The sequence below is a fragment of the Rhizobacter sp. genome (genome assembly GCF_046595475.1).
GTDB lineage: Bacteria > Pseudomonadota > Gammaproteobacteria > Burkholderiales > Burkholderiaceae_C > Rhizobacter.
Map to the genome: position 1 here is coordinate 1 of NZ_JBKJOQ010000054.1, position 25,022 is coordinate 25,022.

Here is a 25,022-nt window from a genome sequence, read left to right on the forward strand (position 1 = left end):
ACCACGCCGGCTTCGGTCCAGATGGTGGCCACGTCGCGGTCCATGCCGGGCAGGCGCAGGTGCTCCACCTCGGTCATCAACACCGAGAAGTTAGAGGCCATGACCGAGGTGGAGCACCTGCGCCTGCCCGGCATGGACCGCGACGTGGCCACCATCTGGACCGAAGCCGGCGTGGTCACGCAGCGCGTGGCCGACGCGGCCGAGCGTGCGGGCTTCGTGTTTGCCGTCGACCCGACCTCGGCCGAAGCCTCGTGCATAGGCGGCAACATCGCCATGAACGCGGGCGGCAAGAAGGCCGTGCTGTGGGGTACCGCGCTCGACAACCTGGCCTCGTGGCGCATGGTCACGCCCGAGGCCAAGTGGCTGGAGGTGACGCGTGTCGACCACAACATGGGCAAGATTCATGACGCTGCCGTCGCCACCTTCGAGCTGAAGTACTTCGACGCCTCGGGCAAGGTGCTGGAGCGCACCGAGACGCTGGCCATTCCTGGACGCACCTTCCGCAAGGAAGGCCTGGGCAAAGACGTCACCGACAAATTCCTCGCCGGCCTGCCGGGCATTCAAAAAGAAGGCTGCGACGGCCTCATCACCAGCGCACGCTGGGTGGTGCACAAGATGCCGGCGCACACGCGCACCGTGTGTTTGGAGTTCTTCGGCAATGCGCACGACGCCGTGCCGTCCATCGTCGAGATCAAAGACTTCATGTTCGCCGAGGCCAAGGCGGGCGGCGCCATCTTGGCCGGCCTGGAGCACCTGGACGACCGCTACCTGAAGGCCGTGGGTTACGCGACCAAGAGCAAACGCGCGAATGTCAACGGAACCGCCGGCGGTTCCGGGCTGCCGAAGATGGTGCTGGTGGGCGACATCGCTGGCGACGACGCCGACGTGGTGGCCCGTGCCACTAGCGAGGTGGTGCGCATTGCCAACAGCCGTGCTGGTGAAGGCTTCGTGGCGGTGAGCGCCGATGCGCGCAAGAAGTTTTGGCTAGACCGCAAGCGCACAGCGGCCATCAGCAAGCACACGAATGCGTTCAAGGTGAACGAAGACGTGGTGATCCCGCTGCCGCGCATGGGCGAGTACACCAACGGCATCGAGCGCATCAACATCGAGCTCAGCTTGCGCAACAAGCTGGCGCTGTTGGATGCGCTGCAGGCCTTTTTTGAGAAGGGCAACCTGCCGCTGGGCAAGAGCGATGCCGCTGGCGAGATCACCTCGGCCGAGCTGCTGGAAGACCGCGTGCAGCAGGCGCTGAGCTTGCTGCAAGACGTGCGCGCGCTGTGGCAGCTGTGGTTGAACGACCTCGACGCAGTAGATGCGCAGACCGGCCGCAGTTATTTCGTCGGGCTGCAGGATCACACGCTGCGCGCGTCGTGGAAGACGCAAGTGCGCGCCAAGCTGCAAGACATCTTCGCCGGCTCGGCGCTCAAGCCCATCGTCGACGAATGCGTGCGCATCCACAAGGAAGTGCTGCGCGGCCGCGTGTGGGTGGCGCTGCACATGCATGCCGGTGACGGCAACGTGCACACCAACATCCCCGTCAACAGCGACAACTACGAGATGCTGCAAACGGCGCACGAGGCCGTGGCCCGCATCATGAAGCTCGCGCGCAGCCTCGATGGCGTGATCTCGGGTGAGCACGGCATCGGCATCACCAAGCTTGAGTTTCTGACCGACGACGAGATCTCGGCTTTCACCGAATACAAGCAGCGTGTCGACCCGGAAGGGCGCTTCAACAAAGGCAAGCTGCTGCGAGATTCAGCGCTGAAGGCTGACCTGACCAACGCCTACACGCCGAGCTTTGGCTTGATGGGGCACGAGTCACTGATCATGCAGCAGAGCGACATCGGTGACATCGCCAATTCGATGAAAGACTGCCTGCGCTGCGGCAAGTGCAAGCCGGTTTGTGCGACGCACGTGCCGCGCGCCAACCTGCTGTACAGCCCGCGCAACAAGATCCTCGCCACCTCACTCTTGGTCGAGGCCTTCTTGTACGAGGAGCAGACGCGCCGCGGCGTGAGCATCAAGCACTGGGCCGAGTTCGAAGACGTGGCCGACCACTGCACCGTGTGCCACAAGTGCCTGAGCCCGTGCCCGGTGGACATCGACTTCGGCGACGTGTCGATGAACATGCGCAACCTCTTGCGCAAGATGGGCAAGAAGAGCTTCCGCCCTGGCAACAAGATGGCGATGATGATGCTCAACGCCACCAACCCCGAGACCATCAAGCTGCTGCGCATGGGCATGGTCGACGTGGGGTTCAAGGTACAGCGCATCGCCAACAACCTGCTGCGTGGCCTGGCCAAGAAGCAGACGGCCGCGCCCAGGTCGAGTGTGGGCACCGCGCCGATCAAAGAGCAAGTGATCCACTTCATCAACAAGAAGCTGCCCGGTGGTTTGCCCAAGAAGACCGCGCGCGCCTTGTTGGACATCGAAGACAAGAATTACGTGCCGATCATTCGCGACCCCAAGAGCACGACGGCCGAGACCGAGGCGGTGTTTTATTTCCCGGGCTGTGGCTCTGAGCGCTTGTTCTCGCAAGTGGGCCTGGCCACGCAGGCCATGCTGTGGCATGCCGGCGTGCAGACCGTGCTGCCGCCGGGCTACCTGTGCTGCGGCTACCCGCAAAAGGGCAGCGGCCAGTTCGACAAGGCCGAGAAAATCATCACCGACAACCGGGTGCTGTTTCACCGCGTGGCCAACACGCTGAACTACCTGGACATCAAGACGGTGGTGGTGAGCTGCGGCACCTGCTACGACCAGCTGCAGGGCTACCAGTTCGACAAAATATTCCCGGGTTGCCGCATCATCGACATCCACGAGTACCTGCTGGAGAAGAACATCACCCTGAGTGGTGCTGGCGGCTACCTGTACCACGACCCCTGCCACAGCCCGATGAAGCTGCAAGAGCCCATGAAGACGGTAAAGGCGCTGCTGGGCGACAACGTGCTCAAGAGCGAGCGCTGCTGCGGCGAGAGCGGCACGCTGGGCGTGACGCGGCCCGACATCGCCACGCAGGTGCGCTTCCGCAAGGAAGAAGAGCTGCGCCGCGACGAGGCCAAGCTGCGTGCGACAGGCGCAGTTGCAGCCAAAGCCGACGTGAAGATACTCACCTCGTGCCCCAGCTGCTTGCAGGGCCTCACCCGTTACGGCAACGACCTCAACAACGGCTTGCTCGAAGCCGACTACATCGTGGTCGAGATGGCCAACCAGATCCTCGGGCCCGACTGGATGCCCGAGTATGTGGAGAAGGCCAACGAGGGTGGTATCGAGCGGGTGTTGGTCTAGGCGCCCATCACCAACCCGCTCGGGCTCTTACACCGCTTTACTCTGCAGACAAGCCGCGTTCCTTGATGAGCGCATGCCAAAAGGTGGTTTCCTTCTGCACGAACGCGGCGAGTGCCGGGCCGTTCGTTGGTGTCACTTCAAGGCCGAAGTCTTCCAGCCGCGACTTCACTTCGGGCGTGGTGATGGCCTTGTTCATTTCGGCCGAGAGGCGCGCGACGATGTCGGCCGGCGTGCCTTTGGGCACGAAAAGACCTTGCCATGCCATCACCTCGAAACCCGTGATGCCGACCTCGTCCAGCGTGGGCACGTCGGGCAGCGAAGGAATGCGTTTCTTCGACATCACCGCCAGCGCCTTGATCTTGCCGCCGCGGATCTGCGGCAGACCGGCGGCCGTGTCGAGCACCATCATGGGCACCTGGCCCGAGATCACGTCTTGCACGGCGAGCGCGGTGCCGCGGTAGGGCACGTGCACGATGAAGCTCTTGGTGCGGTCTTTCAGCAGCTCCATCGACAGGTGGTGCGGGCTGCCGATGCCAGCCGATGCATAGCTGTACTTGCCTGGGTTCTTCTTCACTTCTTCGAGCAGCTGCTTGGCGCTGGTGAAGCCCGAGTTCGGGTTGACCGCCAGGATCAGCGGGAAGCTGGCCATGAAGCCCACCGGCACCAGGTCTTTCGGGTCGTAGGGCAGCTTCTTGTACATGGCGCTGTGGAACACCATCGCGCCGTTGTCACCCGTGACGATGGTGTAGCCGTCGGGCGCCGACTTGGCCGCGTTGTCGGTGCCGATGATGCCGCCGGCACCGGGGCGGTTGTCGATGATCAGGGTCTGGCCGAGTTGCTTGCCGAGCTGGGGCGCGAGCTGGCGCGCCAGGAAGTCCGAGCCACCACCGGCGGGGTAGGCGACGACCCAGCGCACCGGCTTGTTGGGCCAAGCCTGCGCTTGCGCGATGGCAGGTGCGATCAAGGTGGCCGCAATGGCGAGGCCGAACAGGCGGCGGGGCAGGGCGTGTGCAGTCATGGTGAGGTGCTCGCAGGGCGATGGGGTGGGCCGCATCTTATCGAGGGTGGCCGCGATAATCCCGCCCATGACAACGCCGATCTTTACCCCTGCCTCGAACGCGCTGCCGAGCTGCGAGCTGTGCCAGCAAGCCGGCGGCAGGCTGGTGTGGGCCGGTGAGGCATGGCGTGTGATTCGTGTTGACGACGTCGCCTTTCCCGCTTTCTACCGGGTGATCTCCCACCAGCACTTGCCCGAGTTCTCTGACCTGCCAGAAACGCAGCGCCAGCGCTGCATGCAGCTGGTGAGCACCGTGGAGCAGGTGCTGCTCCAGCGGCTGAAACCCACCAAGGTCAACCTCGCGGCACTGGGCAACATGGTGCCGCACCTGCACTGGCATGTGGTCGCGCGTTTCCACTGGGACAGTCACTTCCCGCAGCCAATATGGGGTGCGCGCCAGCGTGAGGTTGAGCCCGCGGCTGCGGGCCGTCTCGCGTGCAGCCTGGATGAGCTGGATGCCGCCATCGTGACGGCGATCAACACTGTCTGAGGGTCAGTGCCCCATGGCCGAGCGCGACCCTGTCGGGCAGGGTGGTCATGGGGCTCCCTACCTTTGTTTAGGTGTTCACCTTAGAGCATAGGCCAACTGGGCGCCGGCTCGCCGTCCCCCTGTGAGTAGTGGCGTGGGGGGTTGGCTACACTGCCTTCCACCCTATCCCCCGCACACCATGTCAGGACTCACCGCGCAAACCCCACAGCCCACCGCCATCACCCTGCACCAGCAGTCGCGCGTTCTGGAGGTGGCGTTTTCGAACGGGCAGCTGTTCCGCATTCCGTTCGAGTTGATGCGCGTTTACTCGCCATCGGCGGAAGTGAAAGGCCATGGCCCGGGGCAAGAAGTGCTGCAGACCGGCAAGCGCGCTGTCGAAGTGACCGCCCTGGCCGCGGTGGGCAACTATGCGGTGCAGCCCACCTTCTCTGATGGCCACGACACCGGCATCTTTTCCTGGGACTATCTTCACTTCCTGGGCTCGCAAGAGGCCGAGCTGTGGCGGCAGTACGAAGCCCGGCTGCAGGCCGCCGGAGCCAGCCGTGATGAAGCCATGGCCGAGAAGCCAGCCGCTGGCTGCGGCCACCACCCCTGACCCGAGGAGCTTTCATGAGCGACACCCACTTCGGCTTCAAGACCGTCGACGAGACCGAAAAGTCCAAGCATGTGCGCGGCGTGTTCGACTCGGTCGCATCACGCTACGACGTGATGAACGACCTCATGTCCATGGGCCTGCACCGCGCCTGGAAGGCCTACACCGTGGCGGTGGCGGCCGTGCGCGAAGGCGACAAGGTGCTTGACATCGCCGGCGGCACCGGTGACCTTGCACGCGCGTTCGCCAAGAAAGCCGGCCCACGCGGAACGGTGGTGCACACCGACATCAACGAAGCCATGCTGCACCAGGGCCGTGACCGGCTGCTCGACGACGGGCTGGCCTTGCCCACGTCTATCTGTGACGCCGAGGCGCTGCCGTTTGCCACGGGCAGCTTCGATCTGGTCAGCGTGGCCTTCGGCTTGCGCAACATGACCCACAAAGACAAGGCGCTGGCCGAGATGTGCCGCGTGCTGCGGCCCGGCGGTCGCTTGCTGGTGCTGGAGTTTTCGAAGGTCGCGGCACCGCTGTCCAAGGCCTACGACTGGTATTCCTTCAAGGTACTTCCCCGCATCGGCCAGTTGGTGGCCGGCGACGCCGACAGCTACCGCTACTTGGCCGAATCCATCCGCATGCACCCTGGGCAGCAGGAGCTCAAGGCCATGATGAAAAGGGCCGGCTTCGGCCATGTGGATGTGCACAACCTGAGCGCCGGGGTAGTGGCGTTGCACGTGGGCATCAAGTGCTGAGCTGACCCCTCATTTGCAGGGGAACTACAAGCGGTTCAAAGATCTAAGCGCGCAGGTCAAAAATTGTTCACGAACTAGCGCTGTTTCAGAGCGGTTGCCCCTCAGTCGGGGGAGGCGTTGCCGTCATGCTTCACCAGTACACTCGATCGATTGAAGGTGGCCTGAAGGCCGGGTGTATCTCATCAGGCCCGGCGCGCTTCATCCAGCGCTTGAATCCGGGTCGGCACACGCCGAATTTGGCCGCCAGTAATGCCTTGATTGACAGCGACGGAAGACGCTCGAATGCTCGCAACATCCCCTTATGCCATTGACTCGCACGCGAAGCCCCGAGGCCGCGGCATTGCCGCATTGGTGATGGTGCTCTCGTTTGTGTTGATGATGGCAGCGTGCGACAAGAAAAAAGACAAGGTCGCCACGCAGGCGGCTGCGCGCGTCAACAGCCAGGAGATCACCGTTCACCAGATCAACCTGGCGCTCGAGCAGCAGCGAGGCCTGCCGCCCGCACAAGCGGCGTCTGCCAGCCGTCAGGTGCTGGCCCGCTTGGTCGAGCAGGAGCTGGCGTTGCAAGAGGCTCAGAACCAGAAAGTCGATCGCGACCCGCGTGTGGTGCGCCAGATCGAAGCTGCCAAGCGCGAGATCATTGCGCGCGCCTATGTTGATCGCATCAGCGCCAGCGTCGCACGGCCGACCAGCGAAGACATCAAAAAGTACTACGACGAGCATCCGGCCTTGTTCACCGAGCGCCGGGTCTACAACCTCGAAGAGCTGAGCATCGAAGCTCCGGCTGAGCAGCTTGATGGCATCAAGGCCAAGCTGCAGGGCGCCAAGGAGCCGGTCGCGTTTCTTGACACGCTCAAGGCCCAAGGCATCAAAGTCTCTGCGCGGCAGGGGACGACGCCGGCCGAGCAATTGCCGCTTGATCGCCTGAAAGGGTTTGCGCGCATGAAAGATGGCGATTGGACATTCAACCAGACGCCCACTGGTGCGCAAGTGATGGTGTTGGTGAGCTCGCGCAGCCTGCCTGTTGAAGAAGAAAAGGCCAAGCCGGCCATCGAGCAGTTTTTGCTGAACGAGCGTCGACAGAAGGCCATCAGAGATGACCTGGCTGCGCTCAGGGCAGCGGCGAAGATTGAGTACGTGGGCGAATTTGCTGCTGATCCACCGCCGGCCCCGTTGCCGGTGCCGACAGGTGCTGCTGCACCGGCCAGTGGTGTGATGCTCGAGAACGCGTTGAAGGGGTTGAAGTGAAATTCATCAGGTTCTTCTCGGCTAGTTTGTTCGCGCTGGTGCTGTGTTCGGTGGCCTGGGCACAGCCTGCGCCTTCGGTCGCTGAGCACTTGCTGGGGGCCGGCGATGTCATTCGCATCAACGTCTACCAAAACCCGGACCTCACGCTTGAGACCCGCTTGTCCGAGCAGGGCCAGATCACATTTCCCCTGATCGGCGCCGTGTCACTGGGTGGTGCCTCCGTGTCTGCTGCGCAAGAGCGCATCGCCAAGCTGCTGCGCGATGGTGGCTTCGTGCTGAAGCCCCAAGTCAGCTTGCAGGTGGTACAGGTGCGCAGTACCCAGATCTCCATCCTGGGCCAGGTTGGGCGGCCGGGTCGATATCCAATTGAAATCGCCAACAGCAAGGTGTCCGAGATGATTGCAGCCGCGGGTGGGGTCATTCCGGGCGGCGGTGATGTGGTGACCCTGGTCGGCACGCGAGACGGCAAGCCGGTGAAGTACGACATCGACCTGCCTGCCATCATGCAAGCCGGCAGAGCCGAGCTTGACATCGCGGTTGCCAACGGCGACATCATCTACGTGGATCGCGCGCCGGTCGTTTATCTCTACGGTGAAGTGTCGCGTCCTGGCGCCATCCGTTTGGAGCGTGGCATGACGGTCTTGCAGGCACTCGCTCAAGCTGGTGGCCTGACGCAGCGTGGCACGGAGCGCGGCATGCGGGTACATCGTCGCAACCAAAAGGGTGAGCTCAAAGTGCTCGAACTGAAGATGAACGACCCGATCGAACGGGAAGACGTGATCACGGTTCGCGAATCGGTTTTCTAAGAGCCCGACATGACGTTGACCCAATTCCTGCGCATTGTGTTGGCCCGCAAGTGGCTGATCATTGCCTCGCTGATGCTTTGCACGGTCGTCGGTACGGTTGTCACCGTGTTCTTCTTGCCCAAACAGTTCACGGCTGATGCGTCGATGGTGCTGGATCTCAGGCCAGACCCGATATTAGGGGCGATGTCGCCAAATTTGTTTGCGCCGGCCTACCTGTCAACACAGATCGAGATACTGAAGAGCGATCGCGTGGCGACGCGCGTCGTGCAGATCCTGGGTCTCGACAAGTCAGCGTCTGCGGTGAAGCAGTGGCGCGACGCCACTCAGGGCAGGATCCCACTGGAGCGATTTTTCGCAACCTTTGTACAGGCTGGCTTGACCGTCGAGCCTTCGCGCGGGACCAACCTGATCACGCTCACCTTTGTTTCACGGGACGCAGCGTTCGCCGCTGCGGCAGCCAACGCCTTTGCGCAGGCCTACATGGAAGTCTCGGTCGAACTTCGGGTTGAGCCTGCGCGCCAATCTGCAAGCTGGCTTGATGACCAGACCAAGAACCTGCGCGTCAGCCTGGAGCAAGCGCAGGCCAAGCTGTCGAAATTCCAGCAAGACAAGGGCATCGTCATCTCCGATGATCGGCTGGATCAGGAAACGGCCCGTTTGAATTTGCTGAACCAGCAACTGGGGGCAGCACAGATAGAACGAGTTGAAGCGAGCTCGCGCCAACGCAACACGGGCACTGACATGTCGCCCGATGTGCAGCAAAGCGCTGCGGTGCAAGGCATCAAATCACAACTTGCGGCTGCCGAGACCAAGCTCACTGAAATCAGCATCGTGGTGGGGGTTAATCACCCGCAGCGCATTCAACTGGAAGCGCAGATCGCTCAGTTGAAGCGCCAACTTGCTACCGAAATGGGCCGCGTCTCGGGCGGTACCAATGTGGTCAGCCGCAGCAGTTCACAGAAGGTAGAAGAGCTGAGGAGCTTGGCTGATGAACAGAAGCGCAAGCTGCTTTCCTTGAGCTCCGAGCGCGACCAGATCATCATCTTGCAGCGTGATGTCGAGACTGCGAAGCGGGCCTTCGAAACGGTGAGCCAGCGCGTGGGCCAGCTGAATCTGGAAAGCCGCAACACGCAGGCCGAGGTGCGCTTGCTGACGCCTGCGGTGGAGGCACTGGAGCCTTCGCGCCCGAATGTCAAAAAGAACATCGGTGCTGCTGTCGTGGCCGGTTTGATTCTCGGCTTGGGCATCGCAGTGGGCCTCGAATTTCTAGATCGCCGCATTCGCGGCCCTGAAGACCTGCTGGTGGCGGCCGGCGTGCCCGTGCTGGGCGTGTTGAGACCTGCGGACTCCAAGCGACCCGTATTTCGCCAGCTCTTGCCAGGTCGCCCCACCGCTGCGCCGTTGGCGTTGCCGTTGCAGCCAGGGCATACCCCATGAAGATGAACGTTTCAACGGTCACGGAGCCGCCACCCGCGAGCCGGTCGATAGGGGCCATCTTGCTGGACAGCGGCCAGCTGAAACCAGAAGACGCCGAACACATCCTGCGCCTGCAAAAGGAGCAGAACCTGCGTTTCGGCGAAGCAGCCATACGCCTGGGTCTGCTCACCGAAGCAGACGTTCAGTACGCGCTTTCGCGCCAGTACTCCTACCGTTACCTGCGCATCAGCAGCGACAAGAAGCCGATCAGCGAAGAGGTCATCGCCGCCTACCAGCCATTTAGCCCGCCGGTGGAGCAGATGCGTGCCATTCGAAGCCAACTCATGCTGCGCTGGTACGACAAAGCCGACCAGCGCCAGATCCTGACAGTCGTGGGAGCAGAGCCCGGCGAGGGGCGCAGCTACCTGGCCGCCAACCTGGCCGTGGTGTTTTCACAGCTGGGTGAGCGCACGCTGCTCATTGATGCAAACCTGCGCACGCCACGCCAGCATGAACTGTTCAAGCTCAAGAACAGCACGGGTCTGTCAACTTTGCTATCGGGGCGCGCTCGCGACGAAGCCATCATCCGGATCACCGACCTGACCAGCTTGTACGTGTTGTCGGCCGGCCCGGTGCCTCCGAATCCCCTCGAACTGCTGAGCCGGAGCACCTTCGTCGAGTTCCTGGCTCGCATGCGGGCGATGTTCGACATGGTGATCATCGACACGCCGGCGCTTTCGGTGGGTGAAGACGCCGCGCTGATCGCCATGCGCACCGGCGCCGCGCTCGCTGTTGCTCGCAGCACGCAAACCCGGGCTTCTGCCTTCTCCGACATGGTTCAGGGTTTGATGTACTCCGGCGTCACTGTTGTGGGTTCGGTTCTCAACGAAGTGCCAGCTGCCAAGATTCCGAAGCGCGCCAAGGAGTGAGCAGAGTGTTGACCACACCACTCGGTTGGGCTGGCGCCGCTCCCAGTCGTGCTGTCTGGTGGGTTTTGCTGGCCGGCTTCGCCTTCATGTACCTGCCGGTCTATTGGGCTGCAGCTGTCGGGCCTACCGCGATCTGGCAATCAGATGAAAACGGCCACGGCCCGATCATTCTGGCGGTCGTGATCTGGTTGTTCTGGAGCAAACGACATGCTCTTGCCGCGGCCACGGTGCGACCGGCGCCTGCCCTGGGATGGGCGTTGTTTTCCTTGGGTATGTTGATCTACGTCTTCGGTCGGGTGTTAAACATCTCGAGCGCGGAGTTCGCATCACATGTCTTTGTGATCGCCGGCGCACTGCTTCTGTTCAGAGGCCCTTCGGCGCTGGGCGTGGTCTGGTTTGCAGTGCTGTACCTCGTGTTTTTGATCCCGCTGCCCGGCACTTTGGTGGATGCTCTGACCGGGGTGGTGAAGCACTGGATCTCGGGCATCGTGGAAGCAGTTCTTCACGCTGTTGGCTATCCCATCGCCCGCTCTGGCGTGATGATGACCATCGGGCAATACGAACTGCTGGTGGCCGATGCATGCTCCGGCCTGCATTCGATGTTCAGCTTGTCAGCGCTGGGCACTTTGTACATGTACGTCATGGGGCGAGCCAGCCGGTTGCACAACGCCTTGATGCTCGGGGCCATCCTTCCAGTTGCCTTCGTGGCCAACATCGTGCGCGTCATCATTCTCGTGCTCATCACCTTCCACTTCGGAGATGAGGCGGGGCAAGGCTTCCTGCACGGCGCAGCGGGTGTTGTGTTGATGCTGGTGGCGCTGGGCATCTTCTTTGCGCTGGACGGTTTGCTTGTTGCGGTGTTGCGGTCCAAGCGGCACATGCCCGCGGCCGGCGTCGAAGGGGGTCACTGACATGCCAACGCATCTGCGCGCGCTGGTTGTCATCCTTGCGGTAGCGCTGGCCGTGTTGTGGTGGGTGCGGCCCGTGGCCTGCGAGCGGGCCATCAACCCGCTGGACTACAAGCGCCGTGCCACCTTGTGGGTGTCACTCACATTGATTGCGTTTCTCTCGCACAACTATTGGCTCTTCGTGGTGATCAGCGTGCCGATGATGGCCATTGCCGGCGCGCGCGACTCCAACCGATTTTCTCTGTACCTTTTCATCTTGTTCGCCATCCCGCTGTTTCAAGTGGAGGTGCCTGGCCTCGGTGTGTTCGAGAGGCTGCTGGTTTTCGACCACATGCGCTGGATGTCGATCGTGCTGCTCTTGCCGGCCTATTGGGCGCTGCGGGCCAAGCCCGAGGTGGAGCCGTTTGGCCGCACGACGACAGACAAGTTCGTTCTGGCCTACATGCTGTTGTGGTTCATTCTGCAGATGCTGGCGACGACGATGACAAACTTGTTTCGCATCTCGGTGTACGGCTTTCTCGACGTCTTTCTGCCCTACTACGTGGCCAGCCGGGCGCTGCGCAATCTGCGCGACTATCGCGATGCTTTGATGTCCTTCGTAGTGGCGCTGCTCATCATGTGCCCTTTGGCTGCATTCGAGTTTGTTCGCAGTTGGCTGCTCTACAACGGGCTCGAAGTGGCGATGGGGCAGGGTCGCTGGGGTTTCGGGGGCTACCTCGGTCGCGGTGATGGTGGCCCCGTGCGAGCCATCGTGTCGGCGGGGCACCCGATTGCGCTCGGCTACTTCATGGTCGTGGGGCTTGCCATGATGGTTTTTCTGCGCAAATCCATCACCAACAATCGCTCCGCGCTTCTGCTGTGGCTGGGCTTGTCCGTCGGGCTGGTGGCGGCGATGTCGCGCGGGCCCTGGGTGGGCGCTGCAGCCATGGGCGTGGTGATCATGGTCACCGGGCCGAAGGTGGCTTCCAAGGTACTCAAGGTCGGCTTGTGGAGCTTGTTGCTAATTCCGATTGCGCTGTCGACCGAGCAAGGCCAGAAGATGATCGACTATCTCCCGTTCATCGGCACCGTGGAGTCGGCAAACGTCGACTTTCGTCAGCGCCTCGTGGAGGTGTCGCTGGGCGTGCTGTCGCACTTCCCGTTCTTCGGCGCCCTGGACTACATGAGTCACCCGGACATGGAGCAGATGCGCGGCAGCGACGGCATCATCGACATGGTTAACGCCTACCTGGGCATCGCCATGGCCACGGGCGTGGTGGGGCTGACACTGTTCGCGATGCCGTTCCTTCTGGTGATGCTCGGCATCTTGCGCGCGCTGTACCTGCTGCCAGACAAGAACGACGAACTGCATTTTCTCGGCCGGGCCTTGCTTGCGGCGATCGTGGGCATCTTGGTGACGATTGGCACCGTGGCGGCGATCGTGGCCATTCCCTTTGTCTACCTTGCAGTTGTTGGCATGGGTGTGGGCTACTTGCGCTTGGTGCGCGAAAGCCTCGCGCGCGGTGCGGCGATGCCAGCGGCACAGGTGAACAGGCCACAGCAGCAATGGGCCCCCGGGCATGGCCAAGCGCCAGGCCGGCGCTAAAACAAGATACCCAGAAACTGAGGAGATGACATGAACGCAGTCTTGCCGATCGACACGACAGACGGGCTCAAGATGGATGCCAAACAGGCGCGAGCGGTAGGCGAAAGCTTGTCTGCGGCGTACTGCTTTGCAGAGCCGTTCCCGCACATCGTGCTCGAGAACTTTCTGCCCGAGGCGGTTGCACGTTTGGCGCTGGATCATTTCCCCAAGGAAAAGCTGAAGTCCGACGTGCTGTTCGAGATCGGCTATGCGGGCCAGAACAAGCGCCAGATCTTCCCCGAAGACTGCAATGGCCAGGCGAGGGCCATGTTCAACTTTTTCAACTCTCAGCCAATGATCGAGTTTCTGGAAGGGCTCACCGCGATCGAGGGGCTTATTGCAGACCCACATTTTGCGGGAGGGGGCTATCACGAGACGACCCGCGGCGGCAAGCTCGGCATTCATGCCGATTTCCGCATCAACGAGAAGCTGCACTTGCATCGCAGACTCAACGTGATCATTTACCTCAACGAAAATTGGCCCGATGAATATGGCGGCCAACTCGAGTTGTGGGATCGCAAGATGACGGGAAAGGTGCATGCCGTCTCGCCGCTCTTCAACCGCGCGGTGGTCTTCAACACCGATGCTGACTCGTACCACGGTCACCCCGATGAGTTGACCGCGCCTGACGGTGTGTCGCGCAAGTCGATTGCGCTGTACTACTACACCGCCTCGCATGCCATTCACCTCGAAGTGCCTGGCAATTCAACGATCTATCACGCCCGACCCACAGACAACGTGCAGACCAAGCGCGAAGCGCGCGCCCTGCGTTTTGACCAGCACCTGCGGCAGTGGGTGCCGCCCGCACTGCTGCGCTATGTCTACGCCGTCAAGCGCCGCTTGGTTCGCTGAAGCGGGTCGCACTTCGCGGTGGCCACCCCATTGCAGGATGGTTCTCTGCCTCCTGCGGCGTCAGGAAGCCCGTGGGCTGATGCTCACACTCTCTTTTTATTGACTTCCCGATGACAGCTCAACTCTCTCTCAGGCGCCGAAGTTTTCGCGCAAGCGCATGGGCCGGTGGTGGGCATGTGCTGGGTCAGATGATCCGTCTGCTCGGCAATCTCGCGCTGACCCGCTTTCTCATGCCTGAGGCCTTCGGGCTGATGGCTGTGATCTCCACCATCGTGCTGGCACTTGGGCTTCTTTCCGATATCGGCACCGGCACCATCATCGTGCAGAGCGAGCGTGGTGCAGATGAAGATTTCCTGCACACCGCTTGGACCTTGCAGGTGATTCGCGGCGTTGCGGTGTGGCTGGTCGGCCTGGTGATAGCCATCGCTCTCGTGGTGAGCCAAGCGCATCACGTCTTCGCGTCAGGCACGGTCTACGACGATGCCAGGCTGCCTCTGCTGCTGGCGGTGTCCACCTTCGGCATGGTGATCTGGGGCTTCGTGTCGATCAACGGCAAGCTCGCAGAACGAAGCCTCGACCTGAAGACAGTGTCGATCGTGGACTTGAGCGTGCAGGTGATCTCGCTTGTGATCATGGTTGCCGCAGCTTTTGTCACGCGCTCCATCTGGTCGTTGGTGATTGGTGGTCTCGTCACGGCGACTTTGCAATGCATCTTTACCCATAGCTTGCTGAAAGGGCCGCGAGCACGCTTCAGGTTGGAGCCTGAAGCGGTCAAGGAGCTGATCGGCAAGGGAAAGTGGGTGTTGGTGTCTTCCCTGCTGGGGTTTGTGTCTTCCAATGGCGATCGCATCTTGCTAGGCGGATTGATTGGCAGCGCGGCTCTTGGCTTGTATTCGATTGCCTTCGGGCTTGCGACCATTGCGCCTTCGGTGCTCTCAGCGGTGCTGGGCAAGGTGATCTACCCGGCCTTCAGCGAGGTCGTGCGTGACCGCCCGGAAGATCTCGAAAAGACCTACCGCAAGTTTCAGCAGGCCACCGATGCTTGCGTCGGGGTCGTTGGGGGGCTGCTGTTCGTTGCCAGCAATGCCATCGTGGCTCTGCTGTATGACGCGCGCTATCACGACGCAGGGCACATCTTCCGCGTTCTGGTGATTGGCTCCATCGGGGTGCGCTTCCTGGTGGTTGAGCAGATTTATGTTGCAACGGGGCGGCCTTCACTCTTGGCCGCGGCCATCTTCCCGCGCGTTGTCGTGCTGGTGGTGGGCCTGCCGATCGGTCATGCCTTCGCAGGCATGGACGGCGCCTTGGCGGCCATCGTGCTCAGCCAGTTTGCGCACTGGCCCCTGGCGATATGGTTTCGGGCTCAGAAGCGCTTGAACCATCTGCGCAATGACATCGTCATGCCTGTGGCACTGCTCGGCGGTGCGGCGGCCGGCTGGCTGCTGGTGCAACTGCTCTCTCTCTTTCATCGTTGAGGCGATCTCTTCGCCAGCCCGGTATGCGAATCACCTTCATCAGTGCCTGTCTCGATCTTTCTGGTGGGTCGAGAATCATCGCGACCCACGCCAAGATGTTGTCGGATCGCGGGCACCAGGTGACCGTCGTGGCACCGCGGCTAAGGCCGGCATCGTTGCGAAAACGACTGCGCAGTTTGTGGGCCACCGGCAAGTGGGACCCACACTATGGCAACCCTTCGCACTATGAAGGCCTGGGCCTGGACATCCGCATGGTCGATCACACGCCGATCACCGACAGCGATGTTCCCGATGCCGATTTGATAGTGGCCACCTGGTGGGAAACCGCCGAATGGGTCAATGCCCTAAGCCCTCAGAAGGGAAACAAGGTCTATTTCGTGCAGGGCCATGAAGTCTTCGACTTCTTACCTGTGGAGCGGTCTAGCGCCACGTACCACATGCCATTCTTCAAGATCGTGGTGTCTGGTTGGTTGAACCGCATCATGCAAGACACCTACGGTGACCACACAGCGGTGCTCGTACCCAATTCGATCGATCACACGGTGTTCGATGCCGTGCCGCGCGACAAGCAGCGTGTGCCCACCGTGGGTTTCATGTACGCACCGGGCGCCGTCAAGGGAACCGAGGTTGCGCTGGCTGCCATTCGGATCATGAGGTCACGGCTGCCCGAGCTGCGCGTGGTGTCGTTCGGTGCGCATATCCCAATGGGGCTGGCGGATTTCGAGAGCATCGAATTTCGCCACATGCCGAGCGCCCAGCAGCTGCGCGAGGCTTACTCAAGCTGCGATGTTTGGTTGTGCACGAGTCGTAGCGAGGGCTTTGGCCTGCCCGCCATGGAGGCCATGGGTTGCCGCACGCCTGTGGTCTCGACCCGCGTGGGCTGGCCGCTGGACGCCATCCGCGACGACGTGAACGGCTACCTCGCCGAGATTGATGACGTGCAAGCAGTCGCCGATGCAGCCATGAAGTGCTTGTCCCTCGACACGACAGCATGGCGGGCCATGTCTGACAACGCCCATCAAACGTCTCGCAGCTACAGCTGGGACCGCTCTTCTGCGCTCTTTGAAGCGGCGTTGGAAGCAGCTCGCCAGAACCACGGCTTGAAGGCGGCCTGACGAACGTTTGCGCGCCTGTCGTGCGTGCGGCTTGCTGGAACTCAGGCGTCCACCAGCTGTGAGGCGCCTGCGGGTGAGCCGAGCTTCAATCGCGACAAGAGGCCCGCGAATCTGTCGAGAAACCAGTCGGGTTCCAGGCTGGTCAGCAGCATCTCACGTGCATGCTCGACGATGCCCAGGCGCTCCGCGTCGTTGTTCAGGTAGCGCACGCACTGCGCTTCAAGATCGCTGTAGTCCCATTTCACGGGAACGTAGGTGACGCCTGGCACGAACAGGTCAGGCGAGGTTTTGGCGTGGCCCATGTCGGGCTTGACCAAGAGGCAGCCACACAGGATGGCCTCGAAATCGCGCCAGCAGAGTTCGCCGAAGCCGAAAGGGCTCACGCAGATCTTGCTGCGCAGCATCTCTTCGTAGTACTTGTCTTGAGACACGCGGTCGCGAGGCGCCAGGATGCTGAAGCGACCCGACAGGGCTTCCATGCGTTCGAGTACCGTGCTGCGCAAGGCGTGAGTCCAGACGCTCGGCTGCACATAGGCGCGGCAGGAGATGTCGATGTCGCGCTTCGGTTTGGGCATGTCGCCCATGCGGCGCGAGAGATCGAAAATCTTGTCGTCGAGCGCGATGTTCCAGCCCAGGTGCAGCTTGTGCAGCTCGCTGCGATCGAGCCCGCCTGAGGTGGAAATGACGTTGTCGGCAAACGAGAAGCCATGCTCGCGTGACACGTGGTCGGTGAGATTGCTCTTGCCCAGGTATTGCTTCTGATAGGCCGTCTCGTCGGCAAAGACGTGCTTCTTGACGTACAGGTCGACGGCGGAGATCACGCCGTGGTACTGAATGTTGAGGTCGTCATCACCATCGAAGTAGACGAGCTTGGTGCCCGTGCCTGCCAGGGCGCCGGCAAAGTGGCGGGCAATGCGCTCGGCCTCGGCAATGGGGGTCTGGAACAGCAGCTTCAAGCCCACGACATCAAAGCGCGACAGGGCGCGTGCGTCCATCGTGAGTGCGTCGGTCAGCTTGCGGTACTGCGCCACCACGCCCAGGCGCTCACGCAACAAGCCGGCATGACGCCCGATGGGTGCGAACTGCTGCTCGCTCGTGTGTGCTGCGCCATCGCTGACCAGCAGCATGCGCACGGGTTTGGGCCCGCCCAGCGTCAGTTTGCGTAAGCTCGTGTGGGCAGCGCGAAGCGCGAAGGAGGTGGGGTGGAAATTCCAGACCCGTCGCGGGCTTCTGTTCATGAACGACATGCGGGCACCGGGGAAGTGGAGGAGGGGTGGTCACAGGTGCCCTCACGAGGGCGCGCGGTCGATTATAGAAAGCGAGCCTGTGCTCGATACCCATCAAGTGCGGGGATCAAACGCGCTTGCCGAGCACCGTTTGAAAGAGTGGCAGCCGCTAAACTCGCCTGAGGCAATTGGAGCTCGATGATGAAGAAATTGAAGATTGGAATGGCCGGCGCGGGCCTGTCGTGCGCGGTCATTGCACGCGAGCTGGCCGAGCGTGGCCACAACATCGAGATCTTTGAGCGGCGCCCTCACGTGGCCGGCAATTGCCACACCGAGCGAGACGCCGAAACCGGTGTGATGCTGCATGCCTACGGCCCGCACATCTTCCACACCGACGACGACGAGGTGTGGGCCTACGTCAACCGCTACATGGCCTTCAAGCCCTTCGTGAACCGCGTGAAGGCGACCACCGGCGGGCAGGTGTTTTCTTTGCCGATCAACCTGCACACCATCAACCAATTCTTCGGCAAGACCCTGTCTCCCAAGGAAGCGCAGGCCTTCATCGAGCAGCAGGCCGACATGAGCATCACCTCGCCGCAAAGCTTCGAGGAGCAGGCCTTGCGCTTCGTCGGGCGCGAGCTCTATGAGGCGTTTTTCAAGGGCTACACGCTCAAGCAGTGGGGCGTCAGCCCGACCACCTTGCCGGCCAGCATCCTGAAGCGCTTGCCGGTGCGCTTCAATTACAACGACAACTACTTCGCGCACCGCCACCAGGGCATGCCGGCCGATGGCTACACGGCGATGGTCGAACACATCCTCGACCACCCGGGTATTTCGGTTCAGCTCAACACCGGCATGAGCCGCGACATGTTCGACGCCTACTCCCATGTCTTCTATTCCGGCCCGGTCGATGGCTTCTACGGCTACGACATGGGGCGTCTGCCTTACCGCACGCTCGACTTCGAGCGCTTCAACGCCCAGGGTGACTACCAAGGCTGCGCCGTCATGAATTACTGCGAAGAGCAGGTGCCTTACACGCGCATCACCGAGCACAAGCATTTCTCGCCCTGGGAAGAGCATGCCAACACGGTCTGCTACCGCGAGTTCAGTCGTGCCTGCGGCGCAGACGACATCCCTTACTACCCGGTGCACCAGCTGCAAGGCGACACCATGCTCGACCGGTACATGGCGCGCGCCAAGGCCGAGAGCGGCATCACTTTTGTGGGGCGGCTGGGCACCTACCGCTACATGGACATGGACGTCACCATCCGCACCGCACTTGATACCGTGCGCCAGTGGGTCGCCACAGCCGCCGCTCGCTGACCGCCCCTGCGCTCAGCGGCGCAGCTTGGCCAGCACCGCTTTCGCAAGCAAGCCGTTGGCTGATTCGGTGTAGTGGCCGTCGGCCACGAAGTTCGACGGGTCGTTGGCCGAGAACACCGAATCGGTGCTGACGTAGTCGATGCCGGCACTTTGGAGCGTGTCTTTCAACGCTGCATGCAGGTGGTTGCCCTGGCCCTTGGTGTGCAACAGCAGCACCAGCAAACGTTCGTTGCGTTCTCGCGTGCGCGCCGCCATGTCAAGCAGCATGGCCTTGAGCACGCGCACTTCTTCCGAGCGGGTGTTGAAACCAACGCCGGGCGTGTACACGCCCTCGTCGTAGCTTTGGTTGTGCGCCACCCAGCCGCGGCGCATCAGGCGCACCACTGACGACTTGTCGGCAATCGATTCGTCGAAGGTGAAGCGGTCGTACCCGCGGTCGCTGGTGCGCAGCTGGGTTCTGAATTGCGCCCATTGCGGCGAACGCCTTGCAAATGCGTCGCGAAACTCGGCTTCGCGGTGTATGGCCGGAAGCTCTTCGACGAGTTGCTCGCCGTTCAGCCGATAGCGTGGGAAAGTGAAGGGAGCGGGGCTTTCGAACATCCAGATCAGGCCTGACATAGAGCCCATCAGGCCCACGGTCGACGACAAGATACCGAACACGACCACGTCTGCCTTGCGGTAGGGCGCATCGGCCTTGTACGCGGCATACGAGTGGTTGGGTGGCGCGCCCGGCCCGCCCACGCCGCGCAGCGCGATATGCCCATCAAGGCGCGCCGCTTCCTTGGTGGCGTTGAAGGTGAACGACTGGCCGTACAAGGTGACGGAGAGGTTGCTTGCGGCAGGCGTTTCGGTGGGAACTTGCTGCAAGGCTTTGTCGTCGATCCAGCCTGCGCTGAGGATGGGCGCATCGGCGGGGTTGCCGGCCACGGCCTGCGCGAGCTTGCCCTCAACCGATCGGCCGTATTCGAAGTAGCGCTGCAGGCCAGAGGCTTGTGAGGCATTGGCCTTGGGGGGGAATGCGAGGTTGACGCCGAAGTCGATCAACGCCAGCCAGGCGATGACCCAAAACGCCACGCGCGCACTGGTCGATAAACGCATGTCAGCCGGCCCTAGAACTGGAAGTAGATGAAGGCGCTGCGTGCATTGGCCAGGCCCATCAGGGTGAGAAAAATGAACACCGCATAAAGACCGGCGCGAAGTGGCGCGGGCCAGGCGCGGTAGAAGGTGGCGCGCTCGCTGCGATAAGCGGCCAGGTCGTAGAACGCGAGCACCGCCACCCCGAGCAGGGCTGCGAACGGTGGCCGGGCGAGCGTGACGCTCAGATCGTAGGGGCCGGTGAGCAGCGCCTTGGAGTAGTCATAGATCTGCGAAAGGGAGCGTGCCCGAAACAGCAGCCAGCCGTAGCAGACGAACTGAAAGAAGACGACCGTGGCGAGCACACGCAGCACGACGGCGCGCCAGCCTTGCAAGCGGCTGCTCTTGAAGAAACCGTGCACGACCAGCAGGGCGCCCTGGTAACCGCCCCACAAGATGTAGTTCCAGGCCGCCCCGTGCCACAGGCCGCCCAGCAGCATGGTGATCATCAGGTTGATCTTGGTGCGCGTGGCGCCCAGGCGGTTGCCGCCCAGGGGGATGTAGAGGTAGTCGCGCAGCCACGATGACAAAGACATGTGCCAGCGTCGCCAGAACTCGCTCGGGTTCGAAGAGAAATAGGGGAAGCGAAAGTTCAGGCTCAGCTCGATGCCGAAGAGCTTGGACACGCCGCGGGCGATGTCGGTGTAGCCCGAGAAATCGCAATAGATCTGCAGGGCGAATGCATAGCTGGCAAGCATGATGTCCAGCGCACCTGGCGTGGCGGTGCGGTTGAACACTGAATCGACCGTGGGTGCCAGGCCGTCGGCCACGACGATCTTCTTGAACAGGCCCAGCACGATGAGAAACAGCCCGCGCGTGATGAACTCTTCGGTGATGCTGCGCGGCTTTTGAATCTGTGGAATGAGCACCGCAGGCCGCTCGATCGGGCCTGCCACCAGCTTCGGGAAGTAGGCGATGAACAAGGCGTAGTGCCTGAGCTGAGTGGTGCCCGGCAGGCGGCCCTTGTAGATCTCGATCACGTAGCACAGTGACTCGAACACATAGAACGAGATGGCCGCCGGCAAGATGATGTTGAGGTGGATCGGGTTGACGCGTATGCCTGCGGCGACGAGCAGCGTCTGTGCAGAACCGATGAAGAAGTTGAAGTACTTGAAGTAGCTCATCACCATCAGCGCAAATACTGCGTAGCCGATGACGCAGCGTTTCGCCTGCGTTCGATCACCCATGCGCCCGACAGCGCGGCCGGTCAGGAAGCTCGCACCCGTCACCAGCCAGATGAGCAGCAAGAAGCGCACATCCCAGCAGGCGTAGAAGTAGTAGCTCGCGCCCAGCAGCAGCAGGTTCTGCAGTTCGTGCCGCCGCGCCAGGATGGCGTAGATGGCGAAGACGGCGACCAGGAAGTAGACGAACTGCAGTGAGGCGAAGTTCATGCCGCGGGAGTGATGATTCGAAAGGGAACCCACGCGGCAGGCCGGCGCAAGTGGCGGCGATCGTAGCGGGTTCGTTGGGTGGCAACCACCATTGGGTCCGGGGGGCGCGCGCGTACTCGTTCACGCAAGGGGGTGCTGCGCGGGCACGCGGCATTACCATGAGATCCCTTTTCTCGGAGGCGCTCATGAGCTGTGCACCTGCCAAGCCTGCGGCTGGTTCCCCACCTGCGAACCGCCTGCTGCTGGCCTCGCTCACCCTGCTGGGCGCAAGCTTGTGCAGCGGCCCTGTGTGGGCGGCCCCGCCGGTGTACTACTTCTCAGACTGCCAGAGCGGAGCCCATGCCGCGTGCGTCGCCGGCAAGAATGGCCATGCAGGCACCAACCCCGCAACCCCCAAGCAAAACCTGAACGGCCTTGACCTCAACGCGTTGCCGGCCGGCACTCAGCTGCTGTTCGCCAAGGGGGGCGTGTGGACCGGCTTCTCGGCCATCGTGCGCAACCTGAACGCTACGCCCACGCAACCCATCGTGTTCGACAGCTACGCGCCTTCCTGGGGCGGTACCGAGCGGCCATGGCTGCAAGCCACGAGCTTCATCGTCGCCTTCCAGCTCGGCCAGCATGCTGACGTGGAAAACGATGGCGGCTACACCATTCGCAACCTGAAGCTCGATGGCGTGGGCAAAGCGGACTGGGGCGTCTGGTTGCGCACCGAGGTGCGCAACGTGACCCTCGACAACCTGGAGATCACCGGTTTCTTGATTGGCGTGCACTCGCAAAGCACAGGCACCTCGGGCAACACCTTTTTGACGCTGCGCAACTCAAACATCCATCACAACTCGGAGATGGGATTTCTCGGAGATGCCTTTGACCTTGTGATCGAAGGCAACACCTTCGCGAACAACAACGCATCCGGCAGCAACTTCAACCACGCCATTTATCTGAGCGGGCAAGGCCGCAACGGCGTGCTGCGCAATAACACTTTCACCAACAACTCGGTGGTCGCTGGGGTGTGCCGAGGTGGCAACGTGACGGTGCATGGCCAGTGGGATGGGCTGCTGATCGAAGGCAACACCATCACCCAGGCAGCGTCGTCCGAAGGCTGCTGGGGCTTCAGCGTGACCCCGGGCTATGCCAACTCTGCTGAGTGGTTCCGCAACACCGTGGTGCGCAACAACACCATCACCAACCTGGGCGGCTGCGCCATATGCGTGATCTCGGCGCCGGGCATCGTGATTGAGGGCAATCGCATCTTCAACAACCAGGTTTCCCATACCGGCGTGATCGTGGCTCCGCCGGCCGACCCCCGCGATGATGCCGGTGCCAAGGCGGTATTGCGCAACAACATCGTGTGCCTCACCCAACCCAACGCGAACAGTGCAGCGGTTGTCCTGCGCGTGGCTGGCGGCGTGGAAAGTGGAACCGTCTACCGCACGGGTGCGGCAGCAAACACAGGCCCTTGTGCGCGCTAGCCCAGGGCGAGCTTGGCGGCGGATCAGCTCCGCGCAGAGCTCATCATCGAGCTTCGAGGGGTGTCGCAGCAGTGGGCATTTTGTCGTCAGCCAGACCCTTCTTGCGGCCTAGCCTGACCATCGGTTGCTCGATGAAGTGGTATGACACCATCGCTGCAGGAATCAACCACCACAGCGAGAGTTCACCCAAAGACGCTGGGCTTGTGAACATCTGCTGCCAAAGGTAGAGGCTGAACGAGATCTTTCCGACGTAGCGAACGAGCGGCAGATCGAGGAAAGCGGTGACGCGGCCATGCCGCACCGTGGTCTGGTAAATCAGCCAGGCGATGGCCATGGGCAGCACCATGGCTTCAATGGCATTGCGCAGATCAGCTCCGCGGTGAATGAGTCTGCCGCTTGCAAGCGCGACGCACGCCAACACGCATAGCACTGCGCAGGAACTGACCAAGCGATGGTGGCGCAAGCCAAGCGTGTTCAGCTGTTCGCGGCGGCAGGCAAACAACACGCCCGCCGAGATGCAGCCGAAGTTGCTCACCAGCACACGGAAGGACTCCCAGGCTGGAGAGCTTGGCAGCAAGAGAAGCGTCAACAGAGGCGAGACGGCCAATGCCAAGTGAACGGTAGTGAAGAGGCTTGCCTTGCGTGCACGCGGGGTCAACAGGAACAGCAGTGGAAACACGAGATAGAACTGCTCTTCGTATGCCAGCGACCAGGAGTGCCCGGCAAACCAACCGCAGTCGATGCTGGGCACATTGCACACGAACACCGCGGCCTTGGCCACACCTGCGGGATCTTGCTGAATCATGCCGGTCAGTGAAAGCACCAACACTGCCGAGAGGTAGACGAAGTACGCCGGAAGAATGCGAAACACGCGACGGCGGTAGAAGCCCTTGATCGACAGCGTTCCGGTGGCGGCCTCTTCATTCAGTGCCAGGCCGGTGATCAACAAGCCGCTGATGACAAAGAAGACCTTGACGCCGAGCACGGCCAAGTAGCCTGCCACCAGCGAGAAATCACCCGTGCCGAAGCGATAGTTGATGAGGTGCCCCCACACCACCATCAAGATGCTGATCGCGCGCCAGCCATCCAAAGCCGGAATTCTTGTCGCCGTGGCAGGCAAGTTCATCTGAGGTTTTCTCCAACGAGGTGTGGTGCCGCCTGCGTCAGTGGTGATGCCCACCAGTGGAATCTTTTCGATCGTTTCTGGCGAGGCCGGACGGCATACGACGCGGTCACGGGTACCGCTCTGGGTCGCAGGAGGCCTGTATTGTGCCCTCGCACCTCAAGGCGATCCGCCCCCCAAGCAAAGGGGCGCGTTGACATGCTCGGCCCCCAAAAGACCCCGGGGGGCAGTGCGTTGGCACTGCCCCCCGGGGCGGTCTGCTCAGCAGATGCTGAGCAACTCAACCGAGCAAAATTTGCTGCGGCTGTTTAGCGAGCACAAACTCCGGTGGTGGCATCAACACCGGTGCGGTACACCGTACCCGACACCAAGCCACCTGCCACACGCACGGCAACTGGAGCGCTGCTCGTGTTGGGTTGCGTGAAGCACACGGTGTTGTTGAGCACCGTCGGGCTCAGGCCGGCGTCGTCGCTGGACTCGCCAGGCGAACTCACGGTCACTGCAATCTGCGCAGCCTGGCTGTTGAAGATCTTGTTGCTGTCGATCATGATGCCCGGTGCTGAGATGACACAAACCGCGCAGCCGCCCAGGTTGGTGATGGTGTTGTTGCGCACCACGGTGTTGCGGAACCACTCGGCCGAGTTGGCGTAGCCCGGGGTGATGCTGAAGCCCCAGCAGCCCTCGGACGATGCCGCCTGGGTGATGGTGTTGCCTTCGATCAGCAGCCCATCCCACTGGCCGTGCACGGTCACGTTGCCACCGCGGCACACCCCAGCGACCACCGAGTTGTTGGTGAAGGTGTTGTTGCGC

At 62.0% G+C, this 25,022-nt stretch carries 20 protein-coding genes and 1 pseudogene; 15 read left to right on the forward strand and 6 right to left on the reverse strand.

Annotated elements, in window-relative coordinates; all coding sequences use genetic code 11:
• Positions 1-72 precede the first annotated feature (72 nt).
• Positions 73-3,285: pseudogene (locus tag AC30QB_RS10215) on the forward strand (DUF3400 domain-containing protein); the annotation flags it as partial.
• A 37-nt stretch (positions 3,286-3,322) separates the two neighbouring features.
• Here AC30QB_RS10215 and AC30QB_RS10220 read toward each other — a convergent pair.
• Positions 3,323-4,303 (reverse strand): Bug family tripartite tricarboxylate transporter substrate binding protein, encoded by a 981-nt coding sequence (locus AC30QB_RS10220; protein ID WP_489546105.1) that lies wholly within the window; start codon positions 4,301-4,303, stop codon positions 3,323-3,325.
• 67 nt (positions 4,304-4,370) lie between these two features.
• Between AC30QB_RS10220 and AC30QB_RS10225 the strand changes: the two genes are divergently transcribed.
• The 12 genes from AC30QB_RS10225 (at position 4,371) to AC30QB_RS10280 (ending at position 16,546) form a co-directional block, all read left to right on the forward strand.
• On the forward strand, positions 4,371-4,832 hold the full coding sequence (locus AC30QB_RS10225) for an HIT family protein (protein ID WP_489546106.1): 462 nt from the start codon (positions 4,371-4,373) through the stop codon (positions 4,830-4,832).
• 178 nt (positions 4,833-5,010) lie between these two features.
• Positions 5,011-5,427: a gamma-butyrobetaine hydroxylase family protein gene (locus AC30QB_RS10230; protein WP_489546107.1), complete on the forward strand. Its 417-nt coding sequence runs from the start codon at positions 5,011-5,013 to the stop codon at positions 5,425-5,427.
• Between the two features lie 14 nt (positions 5,428-5,441).
• A complete protein-coding gene (gene ubiE, locus AC30QB_RS10235) occupies positions 5,442-6,173 on the forward strand; it encodes a bifunctional demethylmenaquinone methyltransferase/2-methoxy-6-polyprenyl-1,4-benzoquinol methylase UbiE (protein ID WP_489546108.1) in 732 nt (243 codons plus the stop codon).
• A 282-nt stretch (positions 6,174-6,455) separates the two neighbouring features.
• The gene (locus AC30QB_RS10240; protein ID WP_489546109.1) at positions 6,456-7,421 is read left to right on the forward strand and encodes an EpsD family peptidyl-prolyl cis-trans isomerase; all 966 of its coding nucleotides are present in this window, start codon (positions 6,456-6,458) and stop codon (positions 7,419-7,421) included.
• Positions 7,418-8,227 (forward strand): polysaccharide export protein EpsE, encoded by an 810-nt coding sequence (gene epsE, locus AC30QB_RS10245; RefSeq protein ID WP_489546110.1) that lies wholly within the window; start codon positions 7,418-7,420, stop codon positions 8,225-8,227. Before AC30QB_RS10240 ends, epsE begins: the two co-directional genes overlap by 4 nt.
• A 9-nt stretch (positions 8,228-8,236) precedes the next feature.
• Positions 8,237-9,664, forward strand: a complete 1,428-nt coding sequence (gene epsF, locus AC30QB_RS10250; RefSeq protein WP_489546111.1) for a chain length determinant protein EpsF — start codon at positions 8,237-8,239, stop codon at positions 9,662-9,664.
• Positions 9,661-10,572, forward strand: a complete 912-nt coding sequence (epsG, locus tag AC30QB_RS10255) for a chain length determinant protein tyrosine kinase EpsG (RefSeq protein WP_489546112.1) — start codon at positions 9,661-9,663, stop codon at positions 10,570-10,572. The genes epsF and epsG overlap by 4 nt, the downstream gene beginning before the upstream one ends.
• Before the next feature lie 8 nt (positions 10,573-10,580).
• Positions 10,581-11,483: an exosortase B gene (gene xrtB / locus AC30QB_RS10260; protein WP_489546113.1), complete on the forward strand. Its 903-nt coding sequence runs from the start codon at positions 10,581-10,583 to the stop codon at positions 11,481-11,483.
• A gap of 1 nt (position 11,484) precedes the next feature.
• Entirely contained in the window at positions 11,485-13,065 is a 1,581-nt protein-coding gene (locus AC30QB_RS10265) for an O-antigen ligase family protein (RefSeq protein WP_489546114.1), read from the forward strand.
• 30 nt (positions 13,066-13,095) lie between these two features.
• The gene (locus AC30QB_RS10270; protein ID WP_489546115.1) at positions 13,096-13,956 is read left to right on the forward strand and encodes a 2OG-Fe(II) oxygenase; all 861 of its coding nucleotides are present in this window, start codon (positions 13,096-13,098) and stop codon (positions 13,954-13,956) included.
• 110 nt (positions 13,957-14,066) lie between these two features.
• Positions 14,067-15,431, forward strand: coding sequence for an oligosaccharide flippase family protein (locus AC30QB_RS10275; protein WP_489546116.1), 1,365 nt, complete (start codon positions 14,067-14,069; stop codon positions 15,429-15,431).
• 155 nt (positions 15,432-15,586) lie between these two features.
• A complete protein-coding gene (locus AC30QB_RS10280; protein ID WP_489546117.1) occupies positions 15,587-16,546 on the forward strand; it encodes a glycosyltransferase family 4 protein in 960 nt (319 codons plus the stop codon).
• Positions 16,547-16,587: 41 nt separating this feature from the next.
• Here AC30QB_RS10280 and AC30QB_RS10285 read toward each other — a convergent pair whose 3' ends face one another.
• The gene (locus tag AC30QB_RS10285; protein ID WP_489546124.1) at positions 16,588-17,673 is read right to left on the reverse strand and encodes a glycosyltransferase; all 1,086 of its coding nucleotides are present in this window, start codon (positions 17,671-17,673) and stop codon (positions 16,588-16,590) included.
• Positions 17,674-17,973: 300 nt separating this feature from the next.
• Here AC30QB_RS10285 and glf point away from each other — a divergent pair, with 300 nt between their 5' ends.
• Positions 17,974-19,095, forward strand: coding sequence for a UDP-galactopyranose mutase (glf, locus tag AC30QB_RS10290; protein WP_489546118.1), 1,122 nt, complete (start codon positions 17,974-17,976; stop codon positions 19,093-19,095).
• A 12-nt stretch (positions 19,096-19,107) separates the two neighbouring features.
• Here glf and AC30QB_RS10295 read toward each other — a convergent pair whose 3' ends face one another.
• Together AC30QB_RS10295 and AC30QB_RS10300 are read right to left on the reverse strand one after the other, a co-directional pair.
• Complete coding sequence (locus AC30QB_RS10295; RefSeq protein WP_489546119.1) at positions 19,108-20,193, reverse strand: hypothetical protein; 1,086 nt, start codon at positions 20,191-20,193, stop codon at positions 19,108-19,110.
• Between the two features lie 11 nt (positions 20,194-20,204).
• Complete coding sequence (locus AC30QB_RS10300; protein ID WP_489546120.1) at positions 20,205-21,620, reverse strand: MBOAT family O-acyltransferase; 1,416 nt, start codon at positions 21,618-21,620, stop codon at positions 20,205-20,207.
• A 185-nt stretch (positions 21,621-21,805) separates the two neighbouring features.
• On the opposite strand from AC30QB_RS10300, the gene AC30QB_RS10305 reads away from it, so the two are divergent.
• Complete coding sequence (locus AC30QB_RS10305) at positions 21,806-23,089, forward strand: right-handed parallel beta-helix repeat-containing protein (RefSeq protein ID WP_489546121.1); 1,284 nt, start codon at positions 21,806-21,808, stop codon at positions 23,087-23,089.
• Between the two features lie 43 nt (positions 23,090-23,132).
• Here AC30QB_RS10305 and AC30QB_RS10310 read toward each other — a convergent pair whose 3' ends face one another.
• Both AC30QB_RS10310 and AC30QB_RS10315 read right to left on the reverse strand, forming a co-directional pair.
• Positions 23,133-24,215 carry an acyltransferase family protein gene (locus AC30QB_RS10310; RefSeq protein WP_489546122.1) on the reverse strand — a complete coding sequence of 361 codons (1,083 nt, stop codon included), beginning with the start codon at positions 24,213-24,215 and terminating at the stop codon, positions 23,133-23,135.
• Between the two features lie 305 nt (positions 24,216-24,520).
• Positions 24,521-25,022, reverse strand: a 502-nt coding sequence (locus AC30QB_RS10315) for a hypothetical protein (RefSeq protein WP_489546123.1), incomplete at its 5' end; no start/stop codon positions are given.

Bases quoted from the DNA above. Each gene is read 5' to 3' on its own strand.
- AC30QB_RS10220 (WP_489546105.1), bottom strand. From the start codon at position 4,303: ATGACTGCACACGCCCTGCCCCGCCGCCTGTTCGGCCTCGCCATTGCG.
- AC30QB_RS10225 (WP_489546106.1), top strand. From the start codon at position 4,371: ATGACAACGCCGATCTTTACCCCTGCCTCGAACGCGCTGCCGAGCTGC.
- AC30QB_RS10230 (WP_489546107.1), top strand. From the start codon at position 5,011: ATGTCAGGACTCACCGCGCAAACCCCACAGCCCACCGCCATCACCCTG.
- ubiE (WP_489546108.1), top strand. From the start codon at position 5,442: ATGAGCGACACCCACTTCGGCTTCAAGACCGTCGACGAGACCGAAAAG.
- AC30QB_RS10240 (WP_489546109.1), top strand. From the start codon at position 6,456: ATGCTCGCAACATCCCCTTATGCCATTGACTCGCACGCGAAGCCCCGA.
- epsF (WP_489546111.1), top strand. From the start codon at position 8,237: ATGACGTTGACCCAATTCCTGCGCATTGTGTTGGCCCGCAAGTGGCTG.
- epsG (WP_489546112.1), top strand. From the start codon at position 9,661: ATGAAGATGAACGTTTCAACGGTCACGGAGCCGCCACCCGCGAGCCGG.
- AC30QB_RS10265 (WP_489546114.1), top strand. From the start codon at position 11,485: ATGCCAACGCATCTGCGCGCGCTGGTTGTCATCCTTGCGGTAGCGCTG.
- AC30QB_RS10270 (WP_489546115.1), top strand. From the start codon at position 13,096: ATGAACGCAGTCTTGCCGATCGACACGACAGACGGGCTCAAGATGGAT.
- AC30QB_RS10275 (WP_489546116.1), top strand. From the start codon at position 14,067: ATGACAGCTCAACTCTCTCTCAGGCGCCGAAGTTTTCGCGCAAGCGCA.
- AC30QB_RS10285 (WP_489546124.1), bottom strand. From the start codon at position 17,673: ATGCTGCTGGTCAGCGATGGCGCAGCACACACGAGCGAGCAGCAGTTC.
- glf (WP_489546118.1), top strand. From the start codon at position 17,974: ATGAAGAAATTGAAGATTGGAATGGCCGGCGCGGGCCTGTCGTGCGCG.
- AC30QB_RS10295 (WP_489546119.1), bottom strand. From the start codon at position 20,193: ATGCGTTTATCGACCAGTGCGCGCGTGGCGTTTTGGGTCATCGCCTGG.
- AC30QB_RS10300 (WP_489546120.1), bottom strand. From the start codon at position 21,620: ATGAACTTCGCCTCACTGCAGTTCGTCTACTTCCTGGTCGCCGTCTTC.
- AC30QB_RS10305 (WP_489546121.1), top strand. From the start codon at position 21,806: ATGAGCTGTGCACCTGCCAAGCCTGCGGCTGGTTCCCCACCTGCGAAC.
- AC30QB_RS10310 (WP_489546122.1), bottom strand. From the start codon at position 24,215: ATGAACTTGCCTGCCACGGCGACAAGAATTCCGGCTTTGGATGGCTGG.